Genomic DNA, 22152 nt, shown 5'->3' with positions numbered 1-22152 from the left:
CCTTCTGGTCCGGGGTGGTCGTCCGCCGGACCGTCGCTACTTCATGGGCGTACTCATCGCGTACTCATCGAGTGCTCATCGCAATCTCGACCTACTTCCGACTCGCGAGGTACCTGACCGCACGGTGACCCGTGCCGTTCTTCCAACTTCTTACGTCGCCGATGCCTGATCGGCGTGCTCGACGTAGCGGCGCAGTGCCGTCGTGTCGAGCGGCCCCGGCCCCCTGAAGGCCCGGGGAAGAGCCCGGCGGCGAACCGCCAGCTCGAGGCAGACCCGTGTGGGGTGCACATAAGCACCCCGGCCGGGCAGCGTACCGCGCCGGTCGGGGACGCAAACGCCCTCGGCCGCCACGATCCGCAGCAGATCGTCCTTGGCCGCCCGCTCCCGGCATCCCACACAGGTTCTCTCAGGGCAGGCGCGAGCACGCGTGCGGCCAGACACTGCTTAAGTCTACCTCCCTGAGCCGACCTCACCCCTCGGGGGATGTGATCGAACAGTCAGATGTTTTCGGCCGAAGTCTCGGGAGACCCCGGCTTGAATCAGCCTTGATCGGCGGGCTGTTCCGTGTCGGGGCGGATATCGATGCGCCAGCCGGTCAGCCGGGCCGCCAGCCGGGCGTTCTGCCCTTCCTTCCCGATCGCGAGGGAGAGCTGGTAGTCCGGCACGGTGACGCGCGCCGAGCGCGCCCCCAGGTCCACCACCTCCACCTTGCTCACCCGGGCCGGTGACAGCGCGTTGGCCACCAGCTCCGCCGGGTCGTCGGACCAGTCCACAATGTCGATCTTCTCGCCGTGCAGCTCGGCCATCACGCTGCGCACCCGTCCGCCCATCGGGCCGATGCACGCGCCCTTGGCGTTCAGGCCCGAACGGGTGGACCGGACGGCGATCTTGGTGCGGTGGCCGGCCTCGCGGGCGATCGCCGCGATCTCCACCGAGCCGTCCGCGATCTCCGGCACCTCGAGCGCGAAGAGCTTCTTCACCAGGTTCGGGTGGGTGCGCGACAGGGTGACGGACGGGCCGCGCACCCCCTTGACCACCCGGACGACATACGAGCGCAGGCGGGTGCCGTGCGCGTAGTTCTCGCCGGGGACCTGCTCCTGCACCGGCAGGATCGCCTCGAGCCGGCCGATGTCCACCAGCACGTTCTTCGGGTCCTTGCCCTGCTGGACGACGCCGGTGACGACATCGCCCTCCCGCCCCGCGTACTCGCCGAAGGTGATCTCCTCCTCGGCGTCCCGCAGCCGCTGCAGGATGACCTGCTTGGCGGTCATCGCGGCGATCCGGCCGAAGCCGGAGGGGGTGTCGTCGAACTCCCTGGGCTCCTCGCCCTCCGCCAGGTCCTCGGCGTCCTCCCGGGCCCACACCGTCACATGGCCGGTGGCCCGGTCCAGCTCCACACGGGCGCGGCGGCGGCTGCCCTCCGTGCGGTGGTACGCGATGAGGAGGGCCGACTCGATCGCCTCGACCAGCAGGTCGAACGAGATCTCCTTCTCCCGAACCAGACCCCGCAGGGCACTCATGTCGATGTCCACGGCTACGCCTCCTCCTTGCTCTCGTCGCTCTCGCCCGCGGCCTTCTCGGCGGGCTTGCGGTTGAACTCGATCTCCACTCGTGCCTTGGAGATCTCGTCGAAGGCCAGCCGCCGGGCAGTGGGTCTGCGCCCCTTCACGCCCGGCACCTCCACGTCGAGCCCCTCGTCGTCCACCGCGGTGATCCGCGCGACCAGCTCACCGCCCTCGGCCAGCCGGGCCTTGATCAGGCGGCCGGCGGCCCGGCGGTAGTGGCGCGGCTCGGTCAGGGGCCGGTCGGCGCCGGGAGAGGTGACTTCCAGGACGTACGGGTGCTGACCCATCACATCGGTGTCGTCGAGCGTCTGCGAGATCGCCCGGCTCAGCTCCGCACACGCGTCCAGCTGCACGCCGTCGTCGGAATCCACCACGATACGGAGCACGCGCCGCTTCCCGGCCGGTGTCACCTCGACCTCTTCCAGATCCAGGTCCCGCGCGCTGACGAGCGGTTCCAGCAGCCCGCGCAGCCGCTCGCTCTGGGTGGTGCTCATCCGGGTGACTCCTCGGCCGCGTGTGCTGTTGTGGGAAGGTCGCGTGTCAGGTCAAAGCCTATCCGTTCCGGCGGGCGGCTGACGATTCGGTGGCTGGTGCCCGGCGGTGGGCCCGTACGCGGGTACGCTCGCCTGCTGTGATCACCAACGGCGGCCGGGAGCGGCCGCAGCCCGGAAAGAGGAACGTGCCGATCACGACTCCCCCACCGCCCCCGCGCCCCTCCCGCGCCACGCTGTCCTCCTCCCTGCCCTCGGCCCTGCCCTCCTCCGCCGCGCCCCCGTCCTCTCCGGGGCCGGCCTCGCCGGGCCGGCGGGGTTTCCTGCTGGCCGGGGGCGCGGTGGGGGCCGTCGCGCTGCTGGGCGGCTGCTCCGACGGCTCGACGGCCCGGCACGACGCGGCCGGGCCCGGCCCGGGCGAGGAGCGGCTGCTCGCCCGGGGCGCGCGTGACTCCGCCGAGCTCCTGGCGCGCTACGACGCGACCGCCGACGCGCATCCGGGGCTGGCGGACCGGCTTCGGCCGCTGCGGGAGGAGACGGCCCGGCACCTGGAGGCGTTCCGCGCGCCCGACCGGGGCGCGACCTCGGCGGGCTCCTCGGCGTCCGCGTCGTCCCCGGCCTCCGCGCCCGCCGCGCCGTCCGCCTCCGCGTCCTCGGGCAAGCCGCCCGCGCCGAAGGTGCCGGGGGACGAGAAGGAGGCCCTGGCGGCGCTCGCCCGCGCCGAGCGCCGCACCGCCGACACCCGCACCGCCGCGCTCCGCGACGCCCCGCCCGAACTCGCCCGTCTGCTGGCCTCCGTCGCGGCCTGCGGGGCCGCGCACGCGTACCTGCTCACCGCGCAGGGCTCATGACGCCCTCATGACGCCGGACGCACCCGGGTGCCCTCGCTCGGGGCGCCACGACCACCGATGGGCGGCACGCGCCGCCGCGGAAGGGGACTGACATGACCGCCTCCACGGCCCCCGCGCCGGGCACGCTCAAGGCCACCCAGGCGGCGCTGGCCGCCGAACACGCCGCCGTCTACGGCTACGGCGTGGTCGGCGGGCGGATCGGCGACGACCGGCTCCAGGAGGCCCGCGACGGGTACGCCGCGCACCGGGCCCGGCGCGACGCGCTCGCCCGCACGGTGCGCGCCCTGGGCGGGACGCCCGAGGGCGCGGCCCCCGCGTACACGCTGCCCTTCGCGGTGCCGGACGCGGCGGCCGCGGTGCGGCTGGCGGCGGAGCTGGAGAGCAGGGTGGCCGCCGTCTACGCGGACCTGGTCCGGGCCTCCGAGGGCGCCCTGCGCCGCGAGGCGGCCGGCGCGCTGCGCGAGGCGGCGGTCCGGTCGGTGCGGTGGCGGGGCAGCGGCGTAGCCTTCCCTGGGCTCGCCGAACGCGCCGCCGCGCCCACTCCGTCGGCGTCGGCCAGCGCGTCCGCGGGCGAGCTGTGACGGCCGGCCGCGCGTGGTGGATCATGGCGTGCCGGCGCCGTCGGGGACCTCGGCGGAGCGGTGGGCGACGGACGGGGAGCGGCGGCGACGGACGCGCGTGACGCGGCCGCGACAACAGACGGAGCGGGCGAACGACCGCGGACGAAGGGGACAGCTCGGCGATGGCATCGGCACCGCAGCCCGGAGGCCCTGAGGCGGCCCCCATCACCCTGCCTCAGCGGCTGCTGGACGCGCTGAGCGCCGACCCCGAGAGCCCCGCCCGCGCCTGGCTGGCCGAGCTGCCGGAGCTGGTCCGCCGGCGGCTGCGGGACTGGGAGCTGACGCTGGAGCGGGTGCCGAGCCCGGGCGGCCGGAGCAGCCTGATCGTGCTCGTACGGCAGGCCGACGGCACCCCCGCGACGCTGAAGCTCCCCGCGCCGGGCGCGGACGCGCGGCGCGAGGGGGCGGCGCTCGCGCACTGGAACGGCTGGGGCGCGGCGCGGCTGCTGCGCGCCGACCCCGACGGCGGGGCGCTGCTGCTGGAGCGCCTGCACAGCGCGGTGTCGCTGCGCTCACTGCCGGAGGCCAAGGCGCTGCTGGAGGCGGCGGGCACGGTGCGCAGGCTGTGGGTGCCGCCCGCGGAGGAGCACCCGTTCACCACGGTCGGGGCCCGGACCGGCGAGGGGGTCGAACCCCTCCGGCTGATCGCCGCGGGCCCCTGGGCGGCGGACGCGCGGCCGCTGGTCGACGAGGCGCTGGAGCGGCGCGCGGAGCTGGCCGGGGAGTCGCCTGAGCAGCTTCTGCTGCACGGCGACTTCCGGCAGGGCAAGGTGCTCGCCGGGGACCGCGCCCCCTGGCTGGCCGTGGGACCCTCGCCCCTGGTCGGCGAGCGCGCCTACGACCTGGCCCAGCTGGTCCTCGACCGCTGCGAGGACCTGGCCGCCGGCTCGGGCCCGGCGGCGGCCGCGCGGCGCCGGATCGCCAAGCTGGCGGATTCCCTGGAGGTCGACCGCGACCGGCTGCGCGGATGGACCCTCTTCCGTGCCGTCGAGACCGCCCTGCGCCACGCCGCGACCGGCGACCGTCGGCGGGGCGAACTGCTGCTGGAGTTCGCGGGCTGGCTGTAGGCCGCCCCGGGGCCGCCCACGCGGGCCCGGACGGCCCACGCGGGCCGGGCGACCCACGGCGCGGCACCGCGGATGCCTCGCCACTCCGCCCGACCGCCCCTCGGCCTGCGCCTCCGGCGGGGCGCCGGGGCTGCTTCCCCAAGGAGTCGGTGGGCGGCCCCGCCCCGACGCCTGTCCGCGTCGGCGGCATGGACGTGTGGACGTGCGCCGACGCGAGGGACGGAAGCCGGTGGGCCGCACCGCCGGCCAGCGTCGAGCGAGCCGGGGTCGCACGCCGGGTGCGGGAGGCCGGTCGGGGGCCGCCGGCGCGCGATCGACCGTCACGACCCTCGCCCGCGCCGCCTCCGTGCCTGTCCCGGCCCACGTCCGGCGGCATCAGCCCGCCGCCCGCCCGCCGGGCGGGCAGGGCGGGCGGGCCGGGCCGTCGGCTGGTCAGGCGGTGAGGCGGGCGAGGGCCTCGTCGGTGGGGAGTTCTTCGCGCTCGCCGGTGCGGCGGTCCTTGAGTTCGACCAGGCCGTCCTTCGCGCCGCGGCCGACGACCAGGATCGTCGGGACGCCGATCAGCTCGGCGTCGGTGAACTTCACGCCCGGGGAGACGCCGGCGCGGTCGTCGACCATGACGCGTACGCCCGCCGCGCCGAGCTTGTCCGCGAGGTCGAGGGCCAGCTCGGTCTGGAGCGCCTTGCCCGCGGCGACGATGTGGACGTCGGCCGGGGCGACCTCGCGGGGCCAGCAGAGGCCGGACTCGTCGTGGGTCTGCTCGGCGAGCGCGGCCACGGCGCGGGAGACGCCGATGCCGTAGGAGCCCATGGTGACGCGGACGGGCTTGCCGTTCTGGCCGAGCACGTCGAGCTGGAAGGTGTCGGCGTACTTGCGGCCGAGCTGGAAGATGTGGCCGATCTCGATGGCCCGGTCGAGCTCGATGCCCGCGCCGCAGCGGGGGCAGGGGTCGCCGGGCTCGACGACCACGACGTCCAGGTACTGGTCGACCTCGAAGTCCCGCCCGCAGACGACGTTGCGCGCGTGCTTGCCGGGCTTGTTGGCGCCGGTCACCCAGGCGGTGCCGGGGGCGACGCGCGGGTCGGCGAGGTAGCGGAAGGACTCGCCGGCCAGGCCCTGGGGGCCGATGTAGCCGCGCACCAGGTCGGGGCGGTCGGCGAAGTCCTCGGCGGTGACGACCTCGACCTGGGCGGGGGCGAGGTGCTCGGCGAGCTTGCCGAGGTCCACCTCGCGGTCGCCGGGGACGCCGACCGCGGTGATCTCGCCGTCGACCTTGACGAGGAGGTTCTTCAGGGTGGCGGAGGCCGGGATGTCGAGGTGCCGGGCGAGGGTCTCGATGGTGGGGGTGTCGGGGGTGTCCAGCTCCTCGACGGGGCCGTGCGCCGACCCGTCGACGGGGGTGACGGCCACCGTGACGGCCTCGGTGTTGGCCGCGTACTCGCAGTTCGGGCAGTCCACGAAGGTGTCCTCGCCGGCCGCGGCCGGGGCCAGGAACTCCTCGGAGGCCGAGCCGCCCATCGCGCCGGAGATCGCGGAGACGATGCGGTAGTCGAGGCCGAGACGCTCGAAGATCCGCTGGTAGGCCTGGCGGTGCAGCCGGTAGGACTCGGCCAGGCCCTCGTCGGTGGTGTCGAAGGAGTACGAGTCCTTCATCTGGAACTCGCGGCCGCGCAGCACTCCGGAGCGCGGGCGGGCCTCGTCCCGGTACTTGGTCTGGATCTGGTAGAGGATCACGGGCAGGTCCTTGTAGGACGTGCACTGGTCCTTGACCGTCTGGGTGAAGATCTCCTCGTGGGTGGGGCCGAGGAGGTAGTCGGCGCCCTTGCGGTCCTTGATCCGGAACAGCAGGTCGCCGTACTCGTCCCAGCGGCCGCTGGCCTCGTAGGGCTCGCGGGGCAGCAGGGCGGGCAGGAGGACCTCCTGGCCGCCGATGGCGTCCATCTCCTCGCGGATGATCCGCGTCACGTTCTCCAGGACCTTCTTGCCGATGGGCAGCCAGGTCCAGACGCCCGCGGAGGTGCGGCGGACGTAGCCGGCGCGGACGAGCAGCTTGTGGCTGGCGGTCTCGGCATCGGCCGGGTCCTCGCGCAGCGTCTTCAACATCAACGTGGACATGCGCTGGACGTGGGCCATGGTTCTTCTCCTGCGTACGGGATGGGATGACCAGGAGATTAGCCGCTGCCGCCGCGCGCCGGGAAATGCACCGGGGGACGCCGGGGGGCGCAGGGGGACGCCGCGCTCCGGGGAGGTCAGCGGCGCAGCGGGAGCGGGGCGCCCATGACCGCGTAGGGGGTCGGCGCGCTGGGGAAGAGCACCGGGCGGGCGAGGTCGCGGTAGCCGAGGGCGTGGTAGAGGTGGCGGGCCGGGCTGTCGACGTCGATCGCGGAGAGGATGGAGCGCGGCTGGGCCGCCCCGTCGGTGATGGCGGTGATCAGCGTGCGGCCGATGCCGCGCTGCTGGTAGTCGGGGTGGACGTGGAGTTCGGTGATGACGAAGGAGTCGTCCAGCCAGTCCTCGTGGCCGCGGTCGCGCAGATACGGCTCGACGATGGTGGACCACCAGTGGGTGCGGTCGTTGGGCATGCCGTAGACGAAGCCGACGAGCCGTCCGGCGCGGGTGGTGGCGCCCAGCGCGCGGGCGCCGGGGTTGGTGAGGTGGCGCAGCACGATGTGGCGCCGTACGCCCGCTTCCTCGTCGGTGAGGCCGAAGGCGATCGCCTGGACGGCGAGGGCCTCGTCCACGCGCGCGGCCAGATCCAGCGGTCCGACGACGACGCCCCGCGGGTCGGGTGGTCCTTCGCCCGGTAGATGCACCATGGGCGGCACCCTACTGGGCCGTCGATCAGAACAGCACACTCATGAAGGCGCCGACCTCCTGGAAGCCGACGCGGCGGTAGGCGGCGCGGGCGGCGGTGTTGAAGTCGTTGACGTACAGGCTGGCGACGGGCGCGACCTCGCCGAGCGCGTAGCGCAGTACGGCGGCCATGCCGGTCTCCGAGAGTCCGCGGCCGCGGAATTCGGGGGCGACCCAGACGCCCTGGATCTGGCAGGCGTGGCGGGTGGCGGCGCCGATCTCGGCCTTGAAGACCACCCGGCCGTTCTCGACGCGGGCGAAGGACCGTCCGGCGCCGACCAGTTCGGCGACCCGGGCCTGGTAGAGCAGCCCGCCGTCGCCGGCGAGCGGCGAGACACCGACCTCCTCGGTGAACATCGCCACGCACGCGGGCATGATCACGTCCATTTCGTCCTTGTGGACGCGGCGGACGTGCGGGTCGGGCGCTATGTCGGCGGGCATGGAGGTGGTGGCCATGAGCGGCTGGTGGGCGCGGACCTCGCGGGCCGGTCCCCAGCTGGGTTCGAGCAGGGACCACAGTTCGGCGGTGGTGTCGGCGGGGCCGACGATGGAGGAGCAGCGGCGGCCGGCCCTCAGGGCGCGTTCGGCGAAGCCTCGTACGGCCTCGGGGGTGGCGCAGATGGGGACGAGGTTGGCTCCGGCGTAGCAGAGCGATTCGAGCCGGCCACCGGTGTACCAGCCCCACATCTCGCCGCCGAGCCGCCAGGGGTCCAGGCCGGCGACCTGGACGCGGGCGGCGACGAAGGCGTTGGAGATCGGGTCGCGGTCGAGGACCGCGAGGGCCGCGTCGAGCTCGTGGGGCTCGAGCACCCTGGTGGTGGACGTCGTCAGCACGTGTCGGTATGCCTCACCGGTTGCGGCCGAGGGCCAGAAGATTCGATTCTCCGCACTGTACCTCGGGGGCCGTCCCGGTCACCGCCCGCGCTCCCCGGCGGGGCCGTGGCCGGGGCGCGGGCGGTGGGGTGGGCGGTGTCAGCCGGTGACGGAGACCTCGGGTTCGCCGGAGGCGATGCCGTCCTTCTCCATCTGTTCGGCGATCTTCATGGCCTCGTCGATCAGGGTCTCCACGATCTTCGACTCGGGCACGGTCTTGATCACCTCACCCTTCACGAAGATCTGCCCCTTCCCATTGCCCGAGGCCACCCCCAGATCCGCCTCTCGCGCCTCACCAGGACCATTGACCACACACCCCATCACCGCGACCCGCAACGGCACCTCCATGCCCTGCAGACCCGCCGTCACCTCATCCGCCAGCTTGTACACATCCACCTGCGCCCGACCACACGACGGACACGACACGATCTCCAACCGCCGCTGCCGCAGATTCAACGACTCCAGAATCTGGATACCGACCTTCACCTCCTCCACCGGAGGCGCCGACAACGACACCCGGATCGTGTCCCCGATCCCCTCACTGAGCAGCGCACCGAACGCCACCGCCGACTTGATCGTCCCCTGGAACGCCGGCCCCGCCTCCGTCACCCCCAGATGCAACGGATAGTCACACCGGGCCGCCAACTGCCGGTACGCGTTGATCATCACCACCGGGTCGTTGTGCTTCACCGAGATCTTGATGTCCCGGAACCCGTGCTCCTCGAACAGCGAGCACTCCCACAACGCCGACTCCACCAGCGCCTCCGGAGTCGCCTTCCCGTACTTCGCCAGAAGCCGCTTGTCCAGCGACCCCGCGTTCACCCCGATCCGGATCGGCACCCCCGCCTCGGAAGCCGCCTTCGCGATCTCCTTGACCTTGTCGTCGAACTGCCGGATGTTCCCCGGATTCACCCGCACCGCCGCACACCCGGCGTCGATCGCCGCGAACACATACTTCGGCTGGAAATGAATATCCGCGATCACCGGAATCTGCGACTTCCGCGCGATCACCGGCAACGCGTCCGCGTCGTCCTGCGACGGACACGCCACCCGCACGATCTCGCACCCCGAAGCCGTCAGCTCCGCGATCTGCTGCAGCGTCGCACCCACATCCGCCGTCACCGTCGTCGTCATCGACTGCACCGACACCGGCGCGTCCCCACCCACCGCCACCGACCCGACCTGGATCTTGCGGCTGACCCTGCGGTCGGCGAGCTTGAGGGGAACGGACGGAATTCCAAGCGAAATCGCGGTCATCTGGCGAGCAACCCCAACGTCATGAATGAAGGTCCCGAGATCGGCGGGCTCCGGAGTCCGAGGTTACGGCACCGTACGGGACCTGGGCACACCGCGGTTCCGAAGTGCACCCAAAGGTGCACTTCGGAACATTTCGCAGCATCAGGAGATTTTCACCGGATTCACCACATCGGCCACCAGCACCAGCAGGGTGAAGCAGATGAACACCCCGGCGATCACATAGGCGACCGGCATCATCTTGGCCACGTCGAACGGCCCGGGGTCGGGCCGGCGGACCAGCCGGGCGGTGTGCCGCCGGATCGCCTCCCACACCGCGCCCGCGATGTGCCCGCCGTCCAGCGGCAGCAGCGGCAGCATGTTGAACAGGAAGAGGGAGAGGTTGAAGCCGGCCACCAGGAACAGCATGGTGGCGACCCGCTGCGAGGCCGGGATGTCGAGATTGGCCACCTCTCCGCCGACCCGGGCCGCGCCGACCACACCCATCGGGGAGTCCGCCTTGCGCTCACCGTCGCCGAACGCCGCGTTCCACAAGTCGGGGATCTTCGAGGGCAGGGCGATCAGCGAGTCGATGCCGTCCTCGACCATGTTGCCCATGCGGTCCACCGACTGCCCGAAGGACTGCTTGACCACGCCGCTGGCCGGGGTGAAGCCGAGGAAGCCCGCGGTGACGTACTTCCCCTCCACATAGCCGCCCCGCCCGTCCGACTTGGCGACCTGGTGCTTTATGAGGACCGCGTGCAGATCCTTGCGGACGCCGTTCCGCTCGACGGTGATCGTCGCGGGGCCGACCGTCCTGCGGATGCTCTGCTGGAGGGTGGACCAGTCCGAGGTCGGCTCGCCGTTGAAGGCGACGATCTTGTCGCGGGGCCGCAGCCCGGCGGTGTTGGCCGGAGTGTCCTTGGCGTCCTTGGGGCACGTGTCGGTGTTGGCCGAGGCCGGGACCACGCACTTCTGGACGGTGCCCACGGTGGTGGTCTGGGTGTTGACGCCGAAGCTCATCATCACCCCGAGGAAGATCACCACGGCGAGGACCAGGTTCATGAACGGCCCGGCGAACATCACGATCACGCGCTTCCACGGCTTGCGCGTGTAGAACATCCGGGTCTCGTCGCCGGGCTGGAGCTCCTCGTAGGCCGCCGACCGGGCGTCCTCGATCATGCTGCGCCACGGCGAGGTGGAACGAGCCGTTATCTTCCCGTCGTCTCCGGGCGGGAACATCCCGATCATGCGGATGTACCCGCCGAGCGGGACGGCCTTGACGCCGTACTCCGTCTCGCCCTTCTTGCGGGAGAAGATCGTCGGGCCGAAGCCGACCATGTACTGCGGCACCCGGATGCCGAAGAGCTTGGCCGTGGAGAGGTGGCCGAGCTCGTGCCAGGCGATCGAGAAGAGCAGTCCCACGACGAATACGACTATGCCGAGGACCGTCATCATCAGTGTCGTCATGCGCGAGCCTCCGGTGTCGCGTTCGCCGCGCGGGCGGCCAGTTCACGGGCGCGGGCGCGGGCCCAGGCCTCGGCCTGGAGGACGTCCTCGACCGTCAGCCGGGTTCCCGCGGCGGGGGTGCCGTGTTCCGACACCACCTGGGCGACCGTATCGACGATTCCGTTGAACGGCAGCTTCCGGGCCAGGAAGGCGTCCACGCACTCCTCGTTCGCCGCGTTGAAGACGGCGGGCACGGTGCCGCCGAGGGCGCCGACGTGGCGGGAGAGGCCGATCGAGGGGAACGCGTCATTGTCCAGCGGGAAGAACTCCCAGGTGTGCGCCTTGGTCCAGTCGCAGCCGGGCGCGGCGTCCGGCACCCGGTCCGGCCAGCCGAGGCCGAGCGCGATCGGCATCCGCATGTCGGGCGGGCTCGCCTGCGCCAGGGTGGAGCCGTCAATGAACTCGACCATCGAGTGGATGTACGACTGAGGGTGGACCACGACCTCGATCCGGTCGAAGGGGATGTCGTACAGCAGGTGCGCCTCGATGACCTCCAGCCCCTTGTTGACCAGGGTCGCGGAGTTGATCGTGATCACCGGGCCCATGTCCCAGGTGGGGTGGGCCAGCGCCTGCTCGGGCGTGACCTCGGTCAGCTCCTGCCGGGTACGCCCCCGGAACGGCCCGCCGGACGCGGTGACCACCAGCCTGCGGACCTCCTGCCGGGTGCCGCCGAGCAGCGCCTGGAAGAGGGCGGAGTGCTCGGAGTCCACGGGCACGATCTGACCCGGCTTGGCCAGGGCCTTGACCAGCGGCCCGCCGACGATCAGCGACTCCTTGTTGGCCAGCGCGAGCACCCGGCCGGCCTCCAGGGCGGCGAGGGTGGGCGCCAGGCCGATGGAGCCGGTGATGCCGTTGAGCACGGTGTCGCACTCGGAGCGGGCCAGCTCGGTGGCCGCATCGGGCCCCGCGATGATCTCCGGCAGCGGCTCCCCCGCCCCGTACCGCGCGGCCAGCGCCTCGCGCAGCTCGGACACGGCCTCGGGGCGCGCCACCGCGACCGTCGCCACGCCCAGCCGCCACGCCTGCTCGGCCAGCAGCCCGGCCCGCCCGCCGGCGGCGGACAGCCCGGTGACGCGGAAGCGGTCGGGGTTGCGCAGCACCACGTCGATGGCCTGGGTGCCGATCGATCCGGTGGAGCCCAGGATCACGATGTCGCGCGGCCCTCCGGTGGCGGCGGTGGCCGCCGGGAAGCGGAGGTGGGGGTCAGCCAGGGAATCGGTCATTGCCCCATTGTTGCCCTTCGCGCACGGCTCGGGTGACCGGGTCCGGCAGCGGCATGGTGAACTCGGGGCTCAACCTCGCCCCGGGTCCACCGCAACCATCAATTGAGCAACCCCTACGGCGACCGGCCAGGTCCGCGAGAGCGGCGCCGGTTTAGGCGCAAGGCCTGATGCGCCGGTGGACGTTGTCCTTCGTGGCCGGGCCCGGCGTGGCGTCGGCGATCCAGGGGCCGTCGCCGCTGGGGTCGAGCACGCCGTCCTCCAGCCAGCTGTACGAGCCCGCCAGGACGCCGGAGACGACCTTGCGGTCGAGGTCGTCGGTGTTGGTCCACAGCCTTTCGAACAGCTCCTCGGCGCGGATCCTCGCCTGCCGGCAGAACACGTCGGCGAGCTGGTAGGCCTCGACGCCGTGGTCGCCCGTGGTGCGCAGCATCTCCGCCCGTACGCAGGCGGCGCTCATGGCGAACAGCTCCGCGCCGATGTCCACGATCCGGCCGAGGAAGCCCTGCTTGGTCTCCATCCGGCCCTGCCAGCGGGACATGGCGTAGAAGGTGGAGCGGGCCAGCTTGCGCGCCGAGCGCTCGACGTAGCGCAGGTGCGGGGAGAGGTCACGGTGGCCGGGGGGCCGGAATTCGGCGTAGGCGCGCGGGAGCTGGCCGGGGCCGGTGACCAGGCCGGGCAGCCAGCGGGCGTAGAAGCCGCCGGCCTTGGCGGCCGCCCTGCCCTTGTCGGACAGGGACTTGTCCGGGTCGATGAGGTCGCCCGCCACGGACAGGTGGGCGTCCACGGCCTCGCGGGCGATCAGCAGGTGCATGATCTCCGTCGAGCCCTCGAAGATGCGGTTGATGCGCAGGTCGCGGAGCATCTGCTCGGCCGGGACCGCGCGCTCGCCCCGGGCGGCGAGCGAGGCGGCGGTCTCGAAGCCGCGGCCGCCGCGGATCTGCACCAGCTCGTCGGCCATCCGCCAGGCCATCTCGCTGCCGTAGAGCTTGGCCAGCGCCGCCTCGATCCGGATGTCGTTGCGGTCCTCGTCGGCCATCTGGGAGGCGAGGTCGATGACGGCCTCCAGGGCGAAGGTGGTGGCCGCGATGAAGGAGATCTTGGCGCCGACGGCCTCGTGGCGGGCGATCGGCTTGCCCCACTGCTCGCGGGCCGCGGACCACTCGCGGGCGATCTTCAGGCACCACTTCCCGGCGCCCGCGCACATCGCGGGCAGCGAGAGCCGGCCGGTGTTGAGGGTGGTCAGGGCGATCTTCAGGCCGGCGCCCTCGGGGCCGATGCGGTTGGCGGCGGGGACGCGGACCCGGTGGAAGCGGGTCACTCCGTTCTCCAGGCCGCGCAGGCCCATGAAGGCGTTGCGGTGCTCGACGGTGACGCCCTCGGAGGCCGTCTCGACGACGAAGGCCGTGATGCCGCCCTTGTGGCCCTCGGAGGCGGGGACGCGGGCCATGACCACGAGGAGGTCGGCGACCACGCCGTTGGTCGTCCACAGCTTCACCCCGTCGAGGATGTAGTCGTCCCCGTCGGGCACGGCGGTGGTGGCGAGCCGGGCCGGGTCGGAGCCCACGTCCGGCTCGGTGAGCAGGAAGGCCGAGATGTCGGTGCGGGCGCAGCGGGGCAGGAAGGTGCCCTTCTGCTCCTGAGTGCCGAAGAGCTTGAGCGGCTGCGGCACGCCGATGGACTGGTGGGCGGAGAGCAGCGCGCCGATGGCCGGGCTGACCGAGCCGGCGAGGGCCAGGGCCTTGTTGTAGTAGACCTGGGTGAGGCCGGCGCCGCCGTACTTGGGGTCGATCTTCATGCCGAGGGCGCCGATCTCCTTGAGGCCCTGGACGGTCTCGTCGGGGATCTTCGCCTCGCGCTCGATGCGGGCGGCGTCCACGCGGGTCTCGCAGAACTCGCGCAGCTTCTCCAGGAACTTCTCACCGCGCCGCACGTCGTCCGGGGCGGGAGCGGGGTGGGGGTGGATCAGATCGAGCCGGAAGCGGCCGAGGAACAGTTCCTTCGCGAAGCTCGGCTTGTGCCATACCTGTTCGCGGGCTGCCTCGGCGACCTGGCGCGCTTCGCGCTCGGACACCGGCCTGACGGATGATGCGGTCATGGGTGCTCCCTTGCCGCGAATCGACGGTCTCGTGACATTACCGGCACGTACGGTGCCAGTGTGCCTCCGGGTCGACGGGGCGGCAAAGCGGGTGGCCCGAGGCGGTGGAAAAAGCCAGTTGAAGCGCTTCGACTATCTGGACAGCGAACCCGTACAGGATTACTGTCGATACGGTGCAGCCAGCCAGGAGTCGCCCGGCAGCCCTGTCGAAGCGCTTCACTGACTGCCCCTCTCCGGTGGAGTCCTGCGTGGGTCCGCCGAAGAGTCCCCTGTCGCGGTCCACGTCGGATGGAGTCCCCGCATGGTCACCCTCGCCGAGGTCGCCCGGCACGCCGGGGTCTCCGCCAGCACGGTGAGTTACGTCCTCAGCGGCAAGCGCTCGATCTCGGCCCCCACCCGCGAGCGGGTCGAGCAGAGCATCAAGGAGCTCGGCTACCACCCGAACGCGGGAGCCCGCGCCCTCGCCAGCAGCCGCTCCAACATCATCGCCCTGATGGTGCCACTGCGGACCGACATGTACGTGCCGGTGATGATGGAGGTCGCCATCGCGGTGGCCACCACCGCCCGCGCCCACGGCTACGACGTGCTGCTGCTGACCGGCGAGGAGGGCCCGGCGGCCGTGCGCCGGGTGACCGGCAGCGGGCTGGCCGACGCCATGATCCTGATGGACGTGGAGCTGGAGGACGAGCGGCTGCCGCTGCTGCGGGACGCCCGGCAGCCCACCGTGCTGATCGGACTGCCCGCCGACACCGTCGGACTGACCTGCGTCGACCTCGACTTCACGGCGACCGGCGCGCTGTGCGCCGAGCACCTGGCCCAGCTCGGCCACCGCGAGATCGCCGTGGTCGGCGAGGCGCCGGCGGTCTACGAGCGCCACACCGGCTTCGCCGTGCGCACGCTGGAGGGGCTGCGCGGCCGGGCCCGGGAGCTGGGCCTGCGCCTGCTGCACCGGCCCTGCGAGGGCAGCTACGAGTCCATGGCCGGGGCGCTGGCCCGGATCTTCGACGAGCGCCCCGGCACCACCGGCTTCGTGGTGCAGAACGAGGCCGCCATCGACCCGCTGCTGAGCCTGCTCCGCCGGCAGGGCCGCGCGGTCCCGGAGGACATCTCGGTGGTGGCGGTCTGCCCCGACCAGGTGGCCGCCCAGGCCTCGGTACGGCTGACCTCCGTCGCCATCCCCGCGGAGGAGATGGGCCGGCGCGCGGTGGAGCTGGTGGTGGCCAAGCTGGAGGGGCGCGGCGCGGACGAGGTGACCCTGCTGGCGCCCGAGCTGACGGTGCGGGCGAGCTCGGGCCCGGCGCCGCACACCGCGCCCTGACCCGGCCCCCTGAAGCCCGCCCTCGCGGGGCAGTCCCGCCCTCGTAGTGCCCCTGAGCCGTACGTCCCCGAAGCGATACGCCCGTAGAGCTCTCAGCCCCGTACGTCCACCGCCGCATCCCGAGGAGCGCCCCGTGAAACCGTCACCGCCGGCCACCGCATCGGCGTCGCTCGCCCAGTCCTCCCCCACCGTCGGCAGCTTCGGCGAGCGCGACGGCGCGCTGGAGTGGACCGGGCGGCAGGAGACCGTGCGTCTGGAACCGTGGGGGCCCGACGCGATCCGGGTCCGGGCCCGGCTCGGCGGGCCGCTGCTGGAGGACCTGCCCGGCGCGCTCCTCGACGCCCCGCCACCGGCGGCCGCGAGTGTCCGGATCGAGGCCGGGCAGGCGTCGCTGACCTGCGGCGCGATCACCGCCCGGATCGGCGCGGACGGCATGATCCGGTTCGAGACCACCGAGGGCGGCCGGGAACTGCTCGCCGAGCAGCGCGCCCACTTCTGGTGGCCGGGGCCGCGGCTGCGCACCGCCACGGGCAACGGCTACCACCGCATCGAGCAGCGCTTCAAGGCGTACGAGGGCGAGCGCCTCTACGGCCTCGGCCAGCACCAGCACGGGCTGCTGGACCAGAAGGGCGCCGTGATCGACCTGGTGCAGCGCAACTCCGAGGTGGCGATCCCGGTCCTCACCTCCAGCCGCGGCTACACCCTGCTGTGGAACAACCCGGCCATCGGGCGGGTGGAGCTGGCCGCGACCGGCACCCGCTGGGTCGCCGACAGCGCGCGCCAGATCGACTACTGGATCACCGCCGGGGACCCGGCGGCCGCGCAGCGCCGCTACACGGCGGTGACCGGCCGTGCGCCGATGCTGCCCGAGTGGGCGGCCGGCTTCTGGCAGTGCAAGCTGCGCTACCGCACCCAGGAGGAGCTGCTGGCGGTGGCCCGCGAGCACAAGCGGCGCGGGCTGCCGATCGACGCGATCGTCTGCGACTTCTTCCACTGGACGCACCTGGGCGACTGGAAGTTCGACCCGGTCGCCTGGCCCGACCCGGCGGCGATGACGCGGGAGCTGGAGCGGCTCGGCATCAAGCTGGTGGTGTCGGTGTGGCCGTCGGTCTCCCCGCTGAGCGAGAACCACGACACCATGGAGCAGCGGGGCCTCCTGGTCGGCACCGAGTACGGGCCCACGGCGCACGCCGACTGGCCCGATGTGCGCGAGGGCGAGCGGATCCACGTCGCCTTCTACGACGCGACGAACCCCCGGGCGCGGGAGTTCGTGTGGTCGCGGGTACGGGAGAACTACCTGGAGCCGTACGGGATCCGCGCCTTCTGGCTGGACGCCTGCGAGCCGGAGCTCAAGCCCGGCTTCCCCGCGAACCTGCGCTACCACGCGGGGCCCGGCCTGGAGGTCGGCAATCTGTACCCGCGCGAGAACGCCCGCGCCATCCACGAGGGCATGCGGGCGGCGGGTGAGGAGGAGGTGGTGACCCTCAACCGCTCGGCGTGGGCGGGGAGCCAGCGCTACGGCGCGGCCCTGTGGTCCGGCGACATCGGCACGGACTTCGCGACGCTGCGCCGGCAGATCGCCGCCGGGCTCAACGTGGCGCTGTCCGGCATCCCGTGGTGGAACACCGACATCGGCGGCTTCCACGGCGGCGACCCGGACGATCCGGCCTACCGCGAGGTGCTGATCCGCTGGTTCCAGTTCGGCGCGCTGTCCCCGATCATGCGGCTGCACGGCTTCCGCGACCCGGGGCTGCCGCTCGGGCCCGGCATGACCGGCGGCCCCAACGAGGTGTGGTCGTACGGCGAGGAGGCCGAGCGCATCCTCGGCTCCTACCTGCGGCTGCGCGAGCGCCTCAAGCCGTACGTGCTGGCGCAGATGCGCGCCGCCCACGAGGAGGGGCTGCCGCCGCTGCGCCCCCTGTTCCTGGAGTTCCCCGGCGACGAGGCGGCCTGGGGCGTCGCGGACGCCTATCTGCTGGGGCCGGATCTGCTGGTCGCCCCGGTCCTGGAGGCGGGCGCGACGGAGCGGAGCGCGTATCTCCCGGCCGGGGCGCGCTGGACGGACGCCTGGACCGGGGACAGCTGGGAGGGCGGCAGGACGGTGACCGTGCCCGCGCCGCTGGACCGGATCCCGCTGTTCCTGCGCGACGACGCGCGGCTGCCGGTGCGCGAGCCCTGAGGGGCGGGGAACCGGGCCGGCGCGCGCCCTGACGGGCCGGGACCGCCGGAGCCGAGCCGCCACCCGCGGCGGTCGGCGCGCCCGCCTCAGCCGGAACCCGGCTCCGGCCCGCCTCGGCCGGCGTCCGGCCGCTCCAGCGCCACCTTCGGCAGCCGGCGCGCGAGGGGGGCGGGCAGCCACCAGGCGCGGGCGCCCAGCAGCCGCATGACGGCCGGGACGATCAGACAGCGGATCACCACCGCGTCCAGCAGGACGGCCACCGCCAGGCCCAGCCCGAACTGCTGGAGCATCCGGTCCGGACTGAGCACGAAGGCGGCGAACACCACGATCATGATGGCGGCGGCCGCGGTGATCACCTTGCCGGTGGCCGCGAGGCCCTCGCGGACCGCGTGGGAGGGGTCCCGGGTCCGCTCCCACTCCTCGTGGATGCGGGAGACGAGGAACACCTCGTAGTCCATGGAGAGGCCGAAGACGATCGCGAAGATCATGACCGGGATGAAGGCCTCGATCGGGCCGGGCTGCGCCCCGAACCAGCCCTCCTGGAAGACGAGCGTGATCACGCCCAGCGCGGCCGCGATGGACAGCAGGTTGAGCAGCGCGGCCTTCAGCGGGATCAGCAGGGAGCGGAACACGACCATCAGGAGCAGCGCGGACAGGCCGACGACCACGGCGACGAACAGCGGCATCCGGTCCGCGACGGAGTCGGCGAAGTCCTGGGCGGCGGCGGTGGGCCCGCCCACCAGGTACTCGGCGCCGGTGCGCCCGGCGAGCGGGGGCAGGACGCGGTCGCGCAGGGTGTGGACGAGGTCGGTGGTGCCCTCGTCCTGCGGGGAGGTGGCGGGGAAGGCGAGGACGGTGGAGACGGCGCCGTCCTCGGAGGGCAGCGGCGGCGTGGTGGCGACGATGCCGTCGGTGTGGGCGAGCGCGGTCCGCAGCTCCCGGGCGGCCGCCGCGTCGCCCCGGCTCACCACGACCAGCGGGCCGTTGAATCCGGGGCCGAAGCCCTCGGCGAGCAGGTCGTAGGCCCGGCGGCTGGTGGACGTGGTCGGCTCGTTGCCCGCGTCGGCGAAGCCCAGGCGCAGGCTCAGGGCCGGGGCGGACAGCGCGAGCAGCGCCACGACGGCGGCCAGCAGCGCGGGCAGCGGGCGCCGCTGCACGGCACCGGCCAGGGCCCGCCAGCGCCGGCCCTCCTCCCTCCCCTTGGCCCGGGCCCGCTCGGCGCGCCGCAGCACCTGGCGCCGGACGCGCCCGCCGAGGACGGCCAGCAGCGCGGGCAGCAGGACCAGGGAGGCCGCCATGGTGACGAGCACGGTCAGCGCGACGGCGAGCGCCACGCCCTGCAGCGCGCCCAGGCCCAGGGCGACCAGGCCGAGCAGCGCGATGATGACGGTGCAGCCGGCGAAGAAGACCGTGCGTCCGGCGGCGTCCAGGGCGGTGCGGGTGGCGGTGTGCCGGTCGGCGCCGCGGATGAGTTCGTGCCGGTAGCGGTAGAAGATCAGGAGCGCGTAGTCCACGCCCACGCCGAGCCCGACGAGCATCATGACGGGCGGGGTGAAGTCGGCGACCGTGAACACATGGGAGGCCAGGGCGATGAGCCCGATGGCCCCGCCCACCGCGAACACCGCGGTGACCAGCGGCAGCGCCGCCGCCACCAGCGAGCCGAACAGCATGACGAGGATGACCAGCGCCGCGAGCATCCCCGCGCCCTCCGCGACGCCGCCTCCGCCCTCCTCGGCGCCGCGCACGGCGTCGCCGCCGAGCGCGACCTCCAGGCCGTGGCCCTCGGCGGCCCGGGCGGTGTCGATGACGCGGGTGACGTCCTCCTTCGGCACCTGCTCCGCCTTGCCGTCGAGGGTGACGGTCGCGTAGCCGACGGTGCCGTCCCGGGAGATCGCGGAGGCGTCGGCGTAGGGGCCGCGCACCTCGACGACGGAGGGCAGGCCGCGGACCCGGTCGAGGGTCCTGCCGACGGTCCCGCGCTCGGCGCGCAGCCCGCCCTCGTCCCTGAAGACGATCTGCACGCTGTCGCCCGCCTGGCGGGAGCCGTGTTCGGCCAGCAGGTCGGTGGCGGTCTGGGAGTCGGTGCCGGGCAGGGTGAAGTCGTTGCGGTAGGCGCTGCCGGCCGCCTGTGATCCGGCGGTGACGGCGGCCACCGCGAGGACCCACAGGAGCAGTGCGCCCCAGCGGTGGGTCTGGGACCAGGCGGCGAGGCGCCCGAAGACGCCCGGGGCCGCGGACGTGGCGGAGTGGGGAGGTGCGCTCATGGCCCGGAAGCATCCGGGCCGGGCGGGCCCCGGGGCATCGTCCCGGGGCGGACACCCGCCGTACCCCACGGGTGGGCGGGTGCCGGGCCGGCGTACCCCTCCGGTCGTGGGGGGCTATCCCGCCAGCCAGCCGGGGCTGACCATGCCGGACTCGTAGGCCAGCACCACGAGTTGGGAGCGGTCCCGGACGTCCAGCTTGCTCATGATCCGGCTGACGTGGGTCTTGGCGGTGGCCGGGCTGAGCACCAGCCGGGCGGCGATCTCGTCGTTCGTCAGCCCGGCGGCGACCAGCTCCATCACCTCGCGTTCGCGGCCGGTGAGGGCACGCAGCCTGGGGCCCGGCTCGGGGGCCCTGACCCGTCCGGCGAACTCGGCGATCAACCGCCGGGTCACCGAGGGGCTGATCAGCGCGTCCCCGCGGTGGGCCACCCGTACGGCGTGGATCAGCTCCTCGGGTTCGGTGTCCTTGACCAGGAAGCCGGTGGCACCGGCGCGCAGCGCGCCGTACACGTAGTCGTCCAGGTCGAAGGTGGTCAGGATGACGACCCTGACGCCCTCGAGGCGGGGGTCGGCGGTGATCCGCCGAGCCGCCTCCAGGCCGTCGGTGCCGGGCATCCGGATGTCCAGCAGCGCCACATCGGGGCGCAGTTCGCGGCAGGCCGAGACGGCCGCGTCGCCGTCGCCCGCCTCCGCGACCACCGTGATGTCGTCCTCGTCCTCCAGGATGGAGCGGAATCCGGCGCGCACCAGCCGCTGGTCGTCCGCCAGCAAGACCTTGATCATGCCTGCCATGATGCTCCGTCACGGTGCGGCAGGCGGGCGCGGACGGCGAAGCCGCCGTCGGGCCCGGGGCCGGCGGTCAGCTCGCCGCCCAGCGCGCGGGCGCGCTCGCGCATGCCGCTGATGCCGCTGCCGGGGGCGGTCCGGTCCGGGCCGCGCCCGTTGTCCGCGACCTCGATCCGCACCTCGCGGGGCGCGTGGCCGACGTGGACGGTGACGGCGGTGGCCCGGGAGTGCCGGGCCACGTTGGTGAGCGCCTCCTGGACGATGCGGTAGGCGGCCAGCTCGACTTCGGTGGGCAGCGGCACCGGCTCGCCGGTGGTGTGCGCGCGCACCTCGAACCCGGCCGTCCGGGCCGACTCGACGAGTTCGCCGATCCTGGCCAGGCCGGGCGGCGGCGCGGTGGGCGCCTCCTCGTCGACCTGCCGCAGCAGGCCGAGGGTCGTCCGCAGCTCGCGCAGGGCCTCACGGCTGGACTTCTTGATCGCGGCGAGGGCCGTCTCGGCCTGCCCGGGGTCCTTCCTGATGCGGTGCAGCGCGGCCGAGGACTGGACGCTGATGAGGGAGATGTGGTGTCCGATGACGTCGTGCAGCTCCCGGGCGATGCGCAGCCGCTCCTCGCCGGCCGCGCGCTGCTCCACCTCGTGGACGTAGGCCAGGCGGGTGTGGCGCGCCCGGCCGAGCGCGATCACCGCGACAAGCCAGCCGGCGAGCATGAACAGGCCGACTCCGTTGACGTCGTCGTTGCCCTCCAGGGTGCCGGCGCCGACGGCGAGGACACTCAGCGCGGCGAGGGCGACGGCCGCCCATGTCCGTCCCCGGGCCGCGACCGTGTACAGGGCGACGACGAACGCGACCAGGAGCGGCCCGTCGTAGGCGCTGGTGAGGTAGTAGGCGGCGGTGGCGGCCAGCACGCCGAGGGCGACGGCCACCGGATGGCGGCGGCGGAACCAGAGCGCCCCGCAGGCGGCGGCGATCATCGCCCAGCCGAAGGCGGTGACCGGCCAGGGTTGCTGGCGCTCACCGATGAGCGACCTCAGGCCGCCCGCGGCCGCCAGGATGAAGACCCCGCCGGCCGGCATCGCGTCCGCCCACCGGCCGCGGGGCGGCCACAGACGGGCGAGGGAGCCGTGAGAGACCATGCGCCCACCCTAGATTCGGCTCGCGTGCGGGCCCCTCCCCCGTACGGCGGCAACCAGGCTTCTCCCGCCGCGACCCGGGGAGTACGCGG

At 73.3% G+C, this 22152-nt stretch carries 18 protein-coding genes; 5 read left to right on the top strand and 13 right to left on the bottom strand.

Annotated features, from left to right (window positions below; translation table 11 throughout):
• Positions 1-150: 150 nt before the first annotated feature.
• The 3 genes from BBH68_RS22400 to rimP form a co-directional block, all read right to left on the bottom strand.
• Positions 151-441 (bottom strand): YlxR family protein, encoded by a 291-nt coding sequence (locus BBH68_RS22400; protein ID WP_076970709.1) that lies wholly within the window; start codon positions 439-441, stop codon positions 151-153.
• 98 nt (positions 442-539) lie between these two features.
• Positions 540-1532 (bottom strand): transcription termination factor NusA, encoded by a 993-nt coding sequence (gene nusA / locus BBH68_RS22395; RefSeq protein WP_065965259.1) that lies wholly within the window; start codon positions 1530-1532, stop codon positions 540-542.
• A gap of 2 nt (positions 1533-1534) precedes the next feature.
• Entirely contained in the window at positions 1535-2059 is a 525-nt protein-coding gene (rimP, locus tag BBH68_RS22390; RefSeq protein ID WP_065965258.1) for a ribosome maturation factor RimP, read from the bottom strand.
• A gap of 137 nt (positions 2060-2196) precedes the next feature.
• Between rimP and BBH68_RS22385 the strand changes: the two genes are divergently transcribed.
• From BBH68_RS22385 to BBH68_RS22375, 3 genes are all read left to right on the top strand, one after another.
• A complete protein-coding gene (locus tag BBH68_RS22385; protein ID WP_079151138.1) occupies positions 2197-2907 on the top strand; it encodes a twin-arginine translocation signal domain-containing protein in 711 nt (236 codons plus the stop codon).
• A 92-nt stretch (positions 2908-2999) separates the two neighbouring features.
• Complete coding sequence (locus BBH68_RS22380) at positions 3000-3488, top strand: ferritin-like domain-containing protein (protein WP_065965257.1); 489 nt, start codon at positions 3000-3002, stop codon at positions 3486-3488.
• A 161-nt stretch (positions 3489-3649) separates the two neighbouring features.
• Positions 3650-4594, top strand: a complete 945-nt coding sequence (locus tag BBH68_RS22375; RefSeq protein ID WP_065965256.1) for an aminoglycoside phosphotransferase family protein — start codon at positions 3650-3652, stop codon at positions 4592-4594.
• A 432-nt stretch (positions 4595-5026) separates the two neighbouring features.
• Here BBH68_RS22375 and BBH68_RS22370 read toward each other — a convergent pair whose 3' ends face one another.
• From BBH68_RS22370 to BBH68_RS22340, 7 genes are all read right to left on the bottom strand, one after another.
• Positions 5027-6727 carry a proline--tRNA ligase gene (locus BBH68_RS22370; RefSeq protein ID WP_065965255.1) on the bottom strand — a complete coding sequence of 567 codons (1701 nt, stop codon included), beginning with the start codon at positions 6725-6727 and terminating at the stop codon, positions 5027-5029.
• A 116-nt stretch (positions 6728-6843) separates the two neighbouring features.
• On the bottom strand, positions 6844-7410 hold the full coding sequence (locus BBH68_RS22365; protein ID WP_065965254.1) for a GNAT family N-acetyltransferase: 567 nt from the start codon (positions 7408-7410) through the stop codon (positions 6844-6846).
• 25 nt (positions 7411-7435) lie between these two features.
• The gene (locus tag BBH68_RS22360; protein ID WP_065965253.1) at positions 7436-8281 is read right to left on the bottom strand and encodes a GNAT family N-acetyltransferase; all 846 of its coding nucleotides are present in this window, start codon (positions 8279-8281) and stop codon (positions 7436-7438) included.
• A 138-nt stretch (positions 8282-8419) separates the two neighbouring features.
• Positions 8420-9577: a flavodoxin-dependent (E)-4-hydroxy-3-methylbut-2-enyl-diphosphate synthase gene (gene ispG, locus BBH68_RS22355; protein ID WP_065965252.1), complete on the bottom strand. Its 1158-nt coding sequence runs from the start codon at positions 9575-9577 to the stop codon at positions 8420-8422.
• 141 nt (positions 9578-9718) lie between these two features.
• Positions 9719-11023 (bottom strand): M50 family metallopeptidase, encoded by a 1305-nt coding sequence (locus tag BBH68_RS22350; protein ID WP_065965251.1) that lies wholly within the window; start codon positions 11021-11023, stop codon positions 9719-9721.
• Complete coding sequence (dxr, locus tag BBH68_RS22345) at positions 11020-12285, bottom strand: 1-deoxy-D-xylulose-5-phosphate reductoisomerase (RefSeq protein ID WP_065965250.1); 1266 nt, start codon at positions 12283-12285, stop codon at positions 11020-11022. The genes BBH68_RS22350 and dxr overlap by 4 nt, the downstream gene beginning before the upstream one ends.
• A 151-nt stretch (positions 12286-12436) precedes the next feature.
• Positions 12437-14380: an acyl-CoA dehydrogenase family protein gene (locus BBH68_RS22340; protein WP_065965249.1), complete on the bottom strand. Its 1944-nt coding sequence runs from the start codon at positions 14378-14380 to the stop codon at positions 12437-12439.
• A 301-nt stretch (positions 14381-14681) separates the two neighbouring features.
• On the opposite strand from BBH68_RS22340, the gene BBH68_RS22330 reads away from it, so the two are divergent.
• Entirely contained in the window at positions 14682-15698 is a 1017-nt protein-coding gene (locus BBH68_RS22330) for a LacI family DNA-binding transcriptional regulator (RefSeq protein WP_065965247.1), read from the top strand.
• A gap of 133 nt (positions 15699-15831) precedes the next feature.
• A complete protein-coding gene (locus BBH68_RS22325) occupies positions 15832-17877 on the top strand; it encodes a glycoside hydrolase family 31 protein (protein ID WP_065965246.1) in 2046 nt (681 codons plus the stop codon).
• An 86-nt stretch (positions 17878-17963) separates the two neighbouring features.
• On the opposite strand, the gene BBH68_RS22320 is transcribed toward BBH68_RS22325, so the two are convergent.
• The 3 genes from BBH68_RS22320 to BBH68_RS22310 form a co-directional block, all read right to left on the bottom strand.
• Positions 17964-20141, bottom strand: a complete 2178-nt coding sequence (locus BBH68_RS22320) for an MMPL family transporter (RefSeq protein WP_065965245.1) — start codon at positions 20139-20141, stop codon at positions 17964-17966.
• A gap of 114 nt (positions 20142-20255) precedes the next feature.
• On the bottom strand, positions 20256-20924 hold the full coding sequence (locus BBH68_RS22315; protein ID WP_065965244.1) for a response regulator: 669 nt from the start codon (positions 20922-20924) through the stop codon (positions 20256-20258).
• On the bottom strand, positions 20921-22063 hold the full coding sequence (locus BBH68_RS22310; RefSeq protein WP_065965243.1) for a sensor histidine kinase: 1143 nt from the start codon (positions 22061-22063) through the stop codon (positions 20921-20923). The genes BBH68_RS22315 and BBH68_RS22310 overlap by 4 nt, the downstream gene beginning before the upstream one ends.
• Positions 22064-22152: the final 89 nt, after the last annotated feature.

It is taken from the genome of Streptomyces sparsogenes (assembly GCF_001704635.1).
In the GTDB taxonomy this organism is placed as follows: domain Bacteria; phylum Actinomycetota; class Actinomycetes; order Streptomycetales; family Streptomycetaceae; genus Streptomyces; species Streptomyces sparsogenes.
This window is presented reverse-complemented; position numbering and strand designations above follow the sequence as displayed.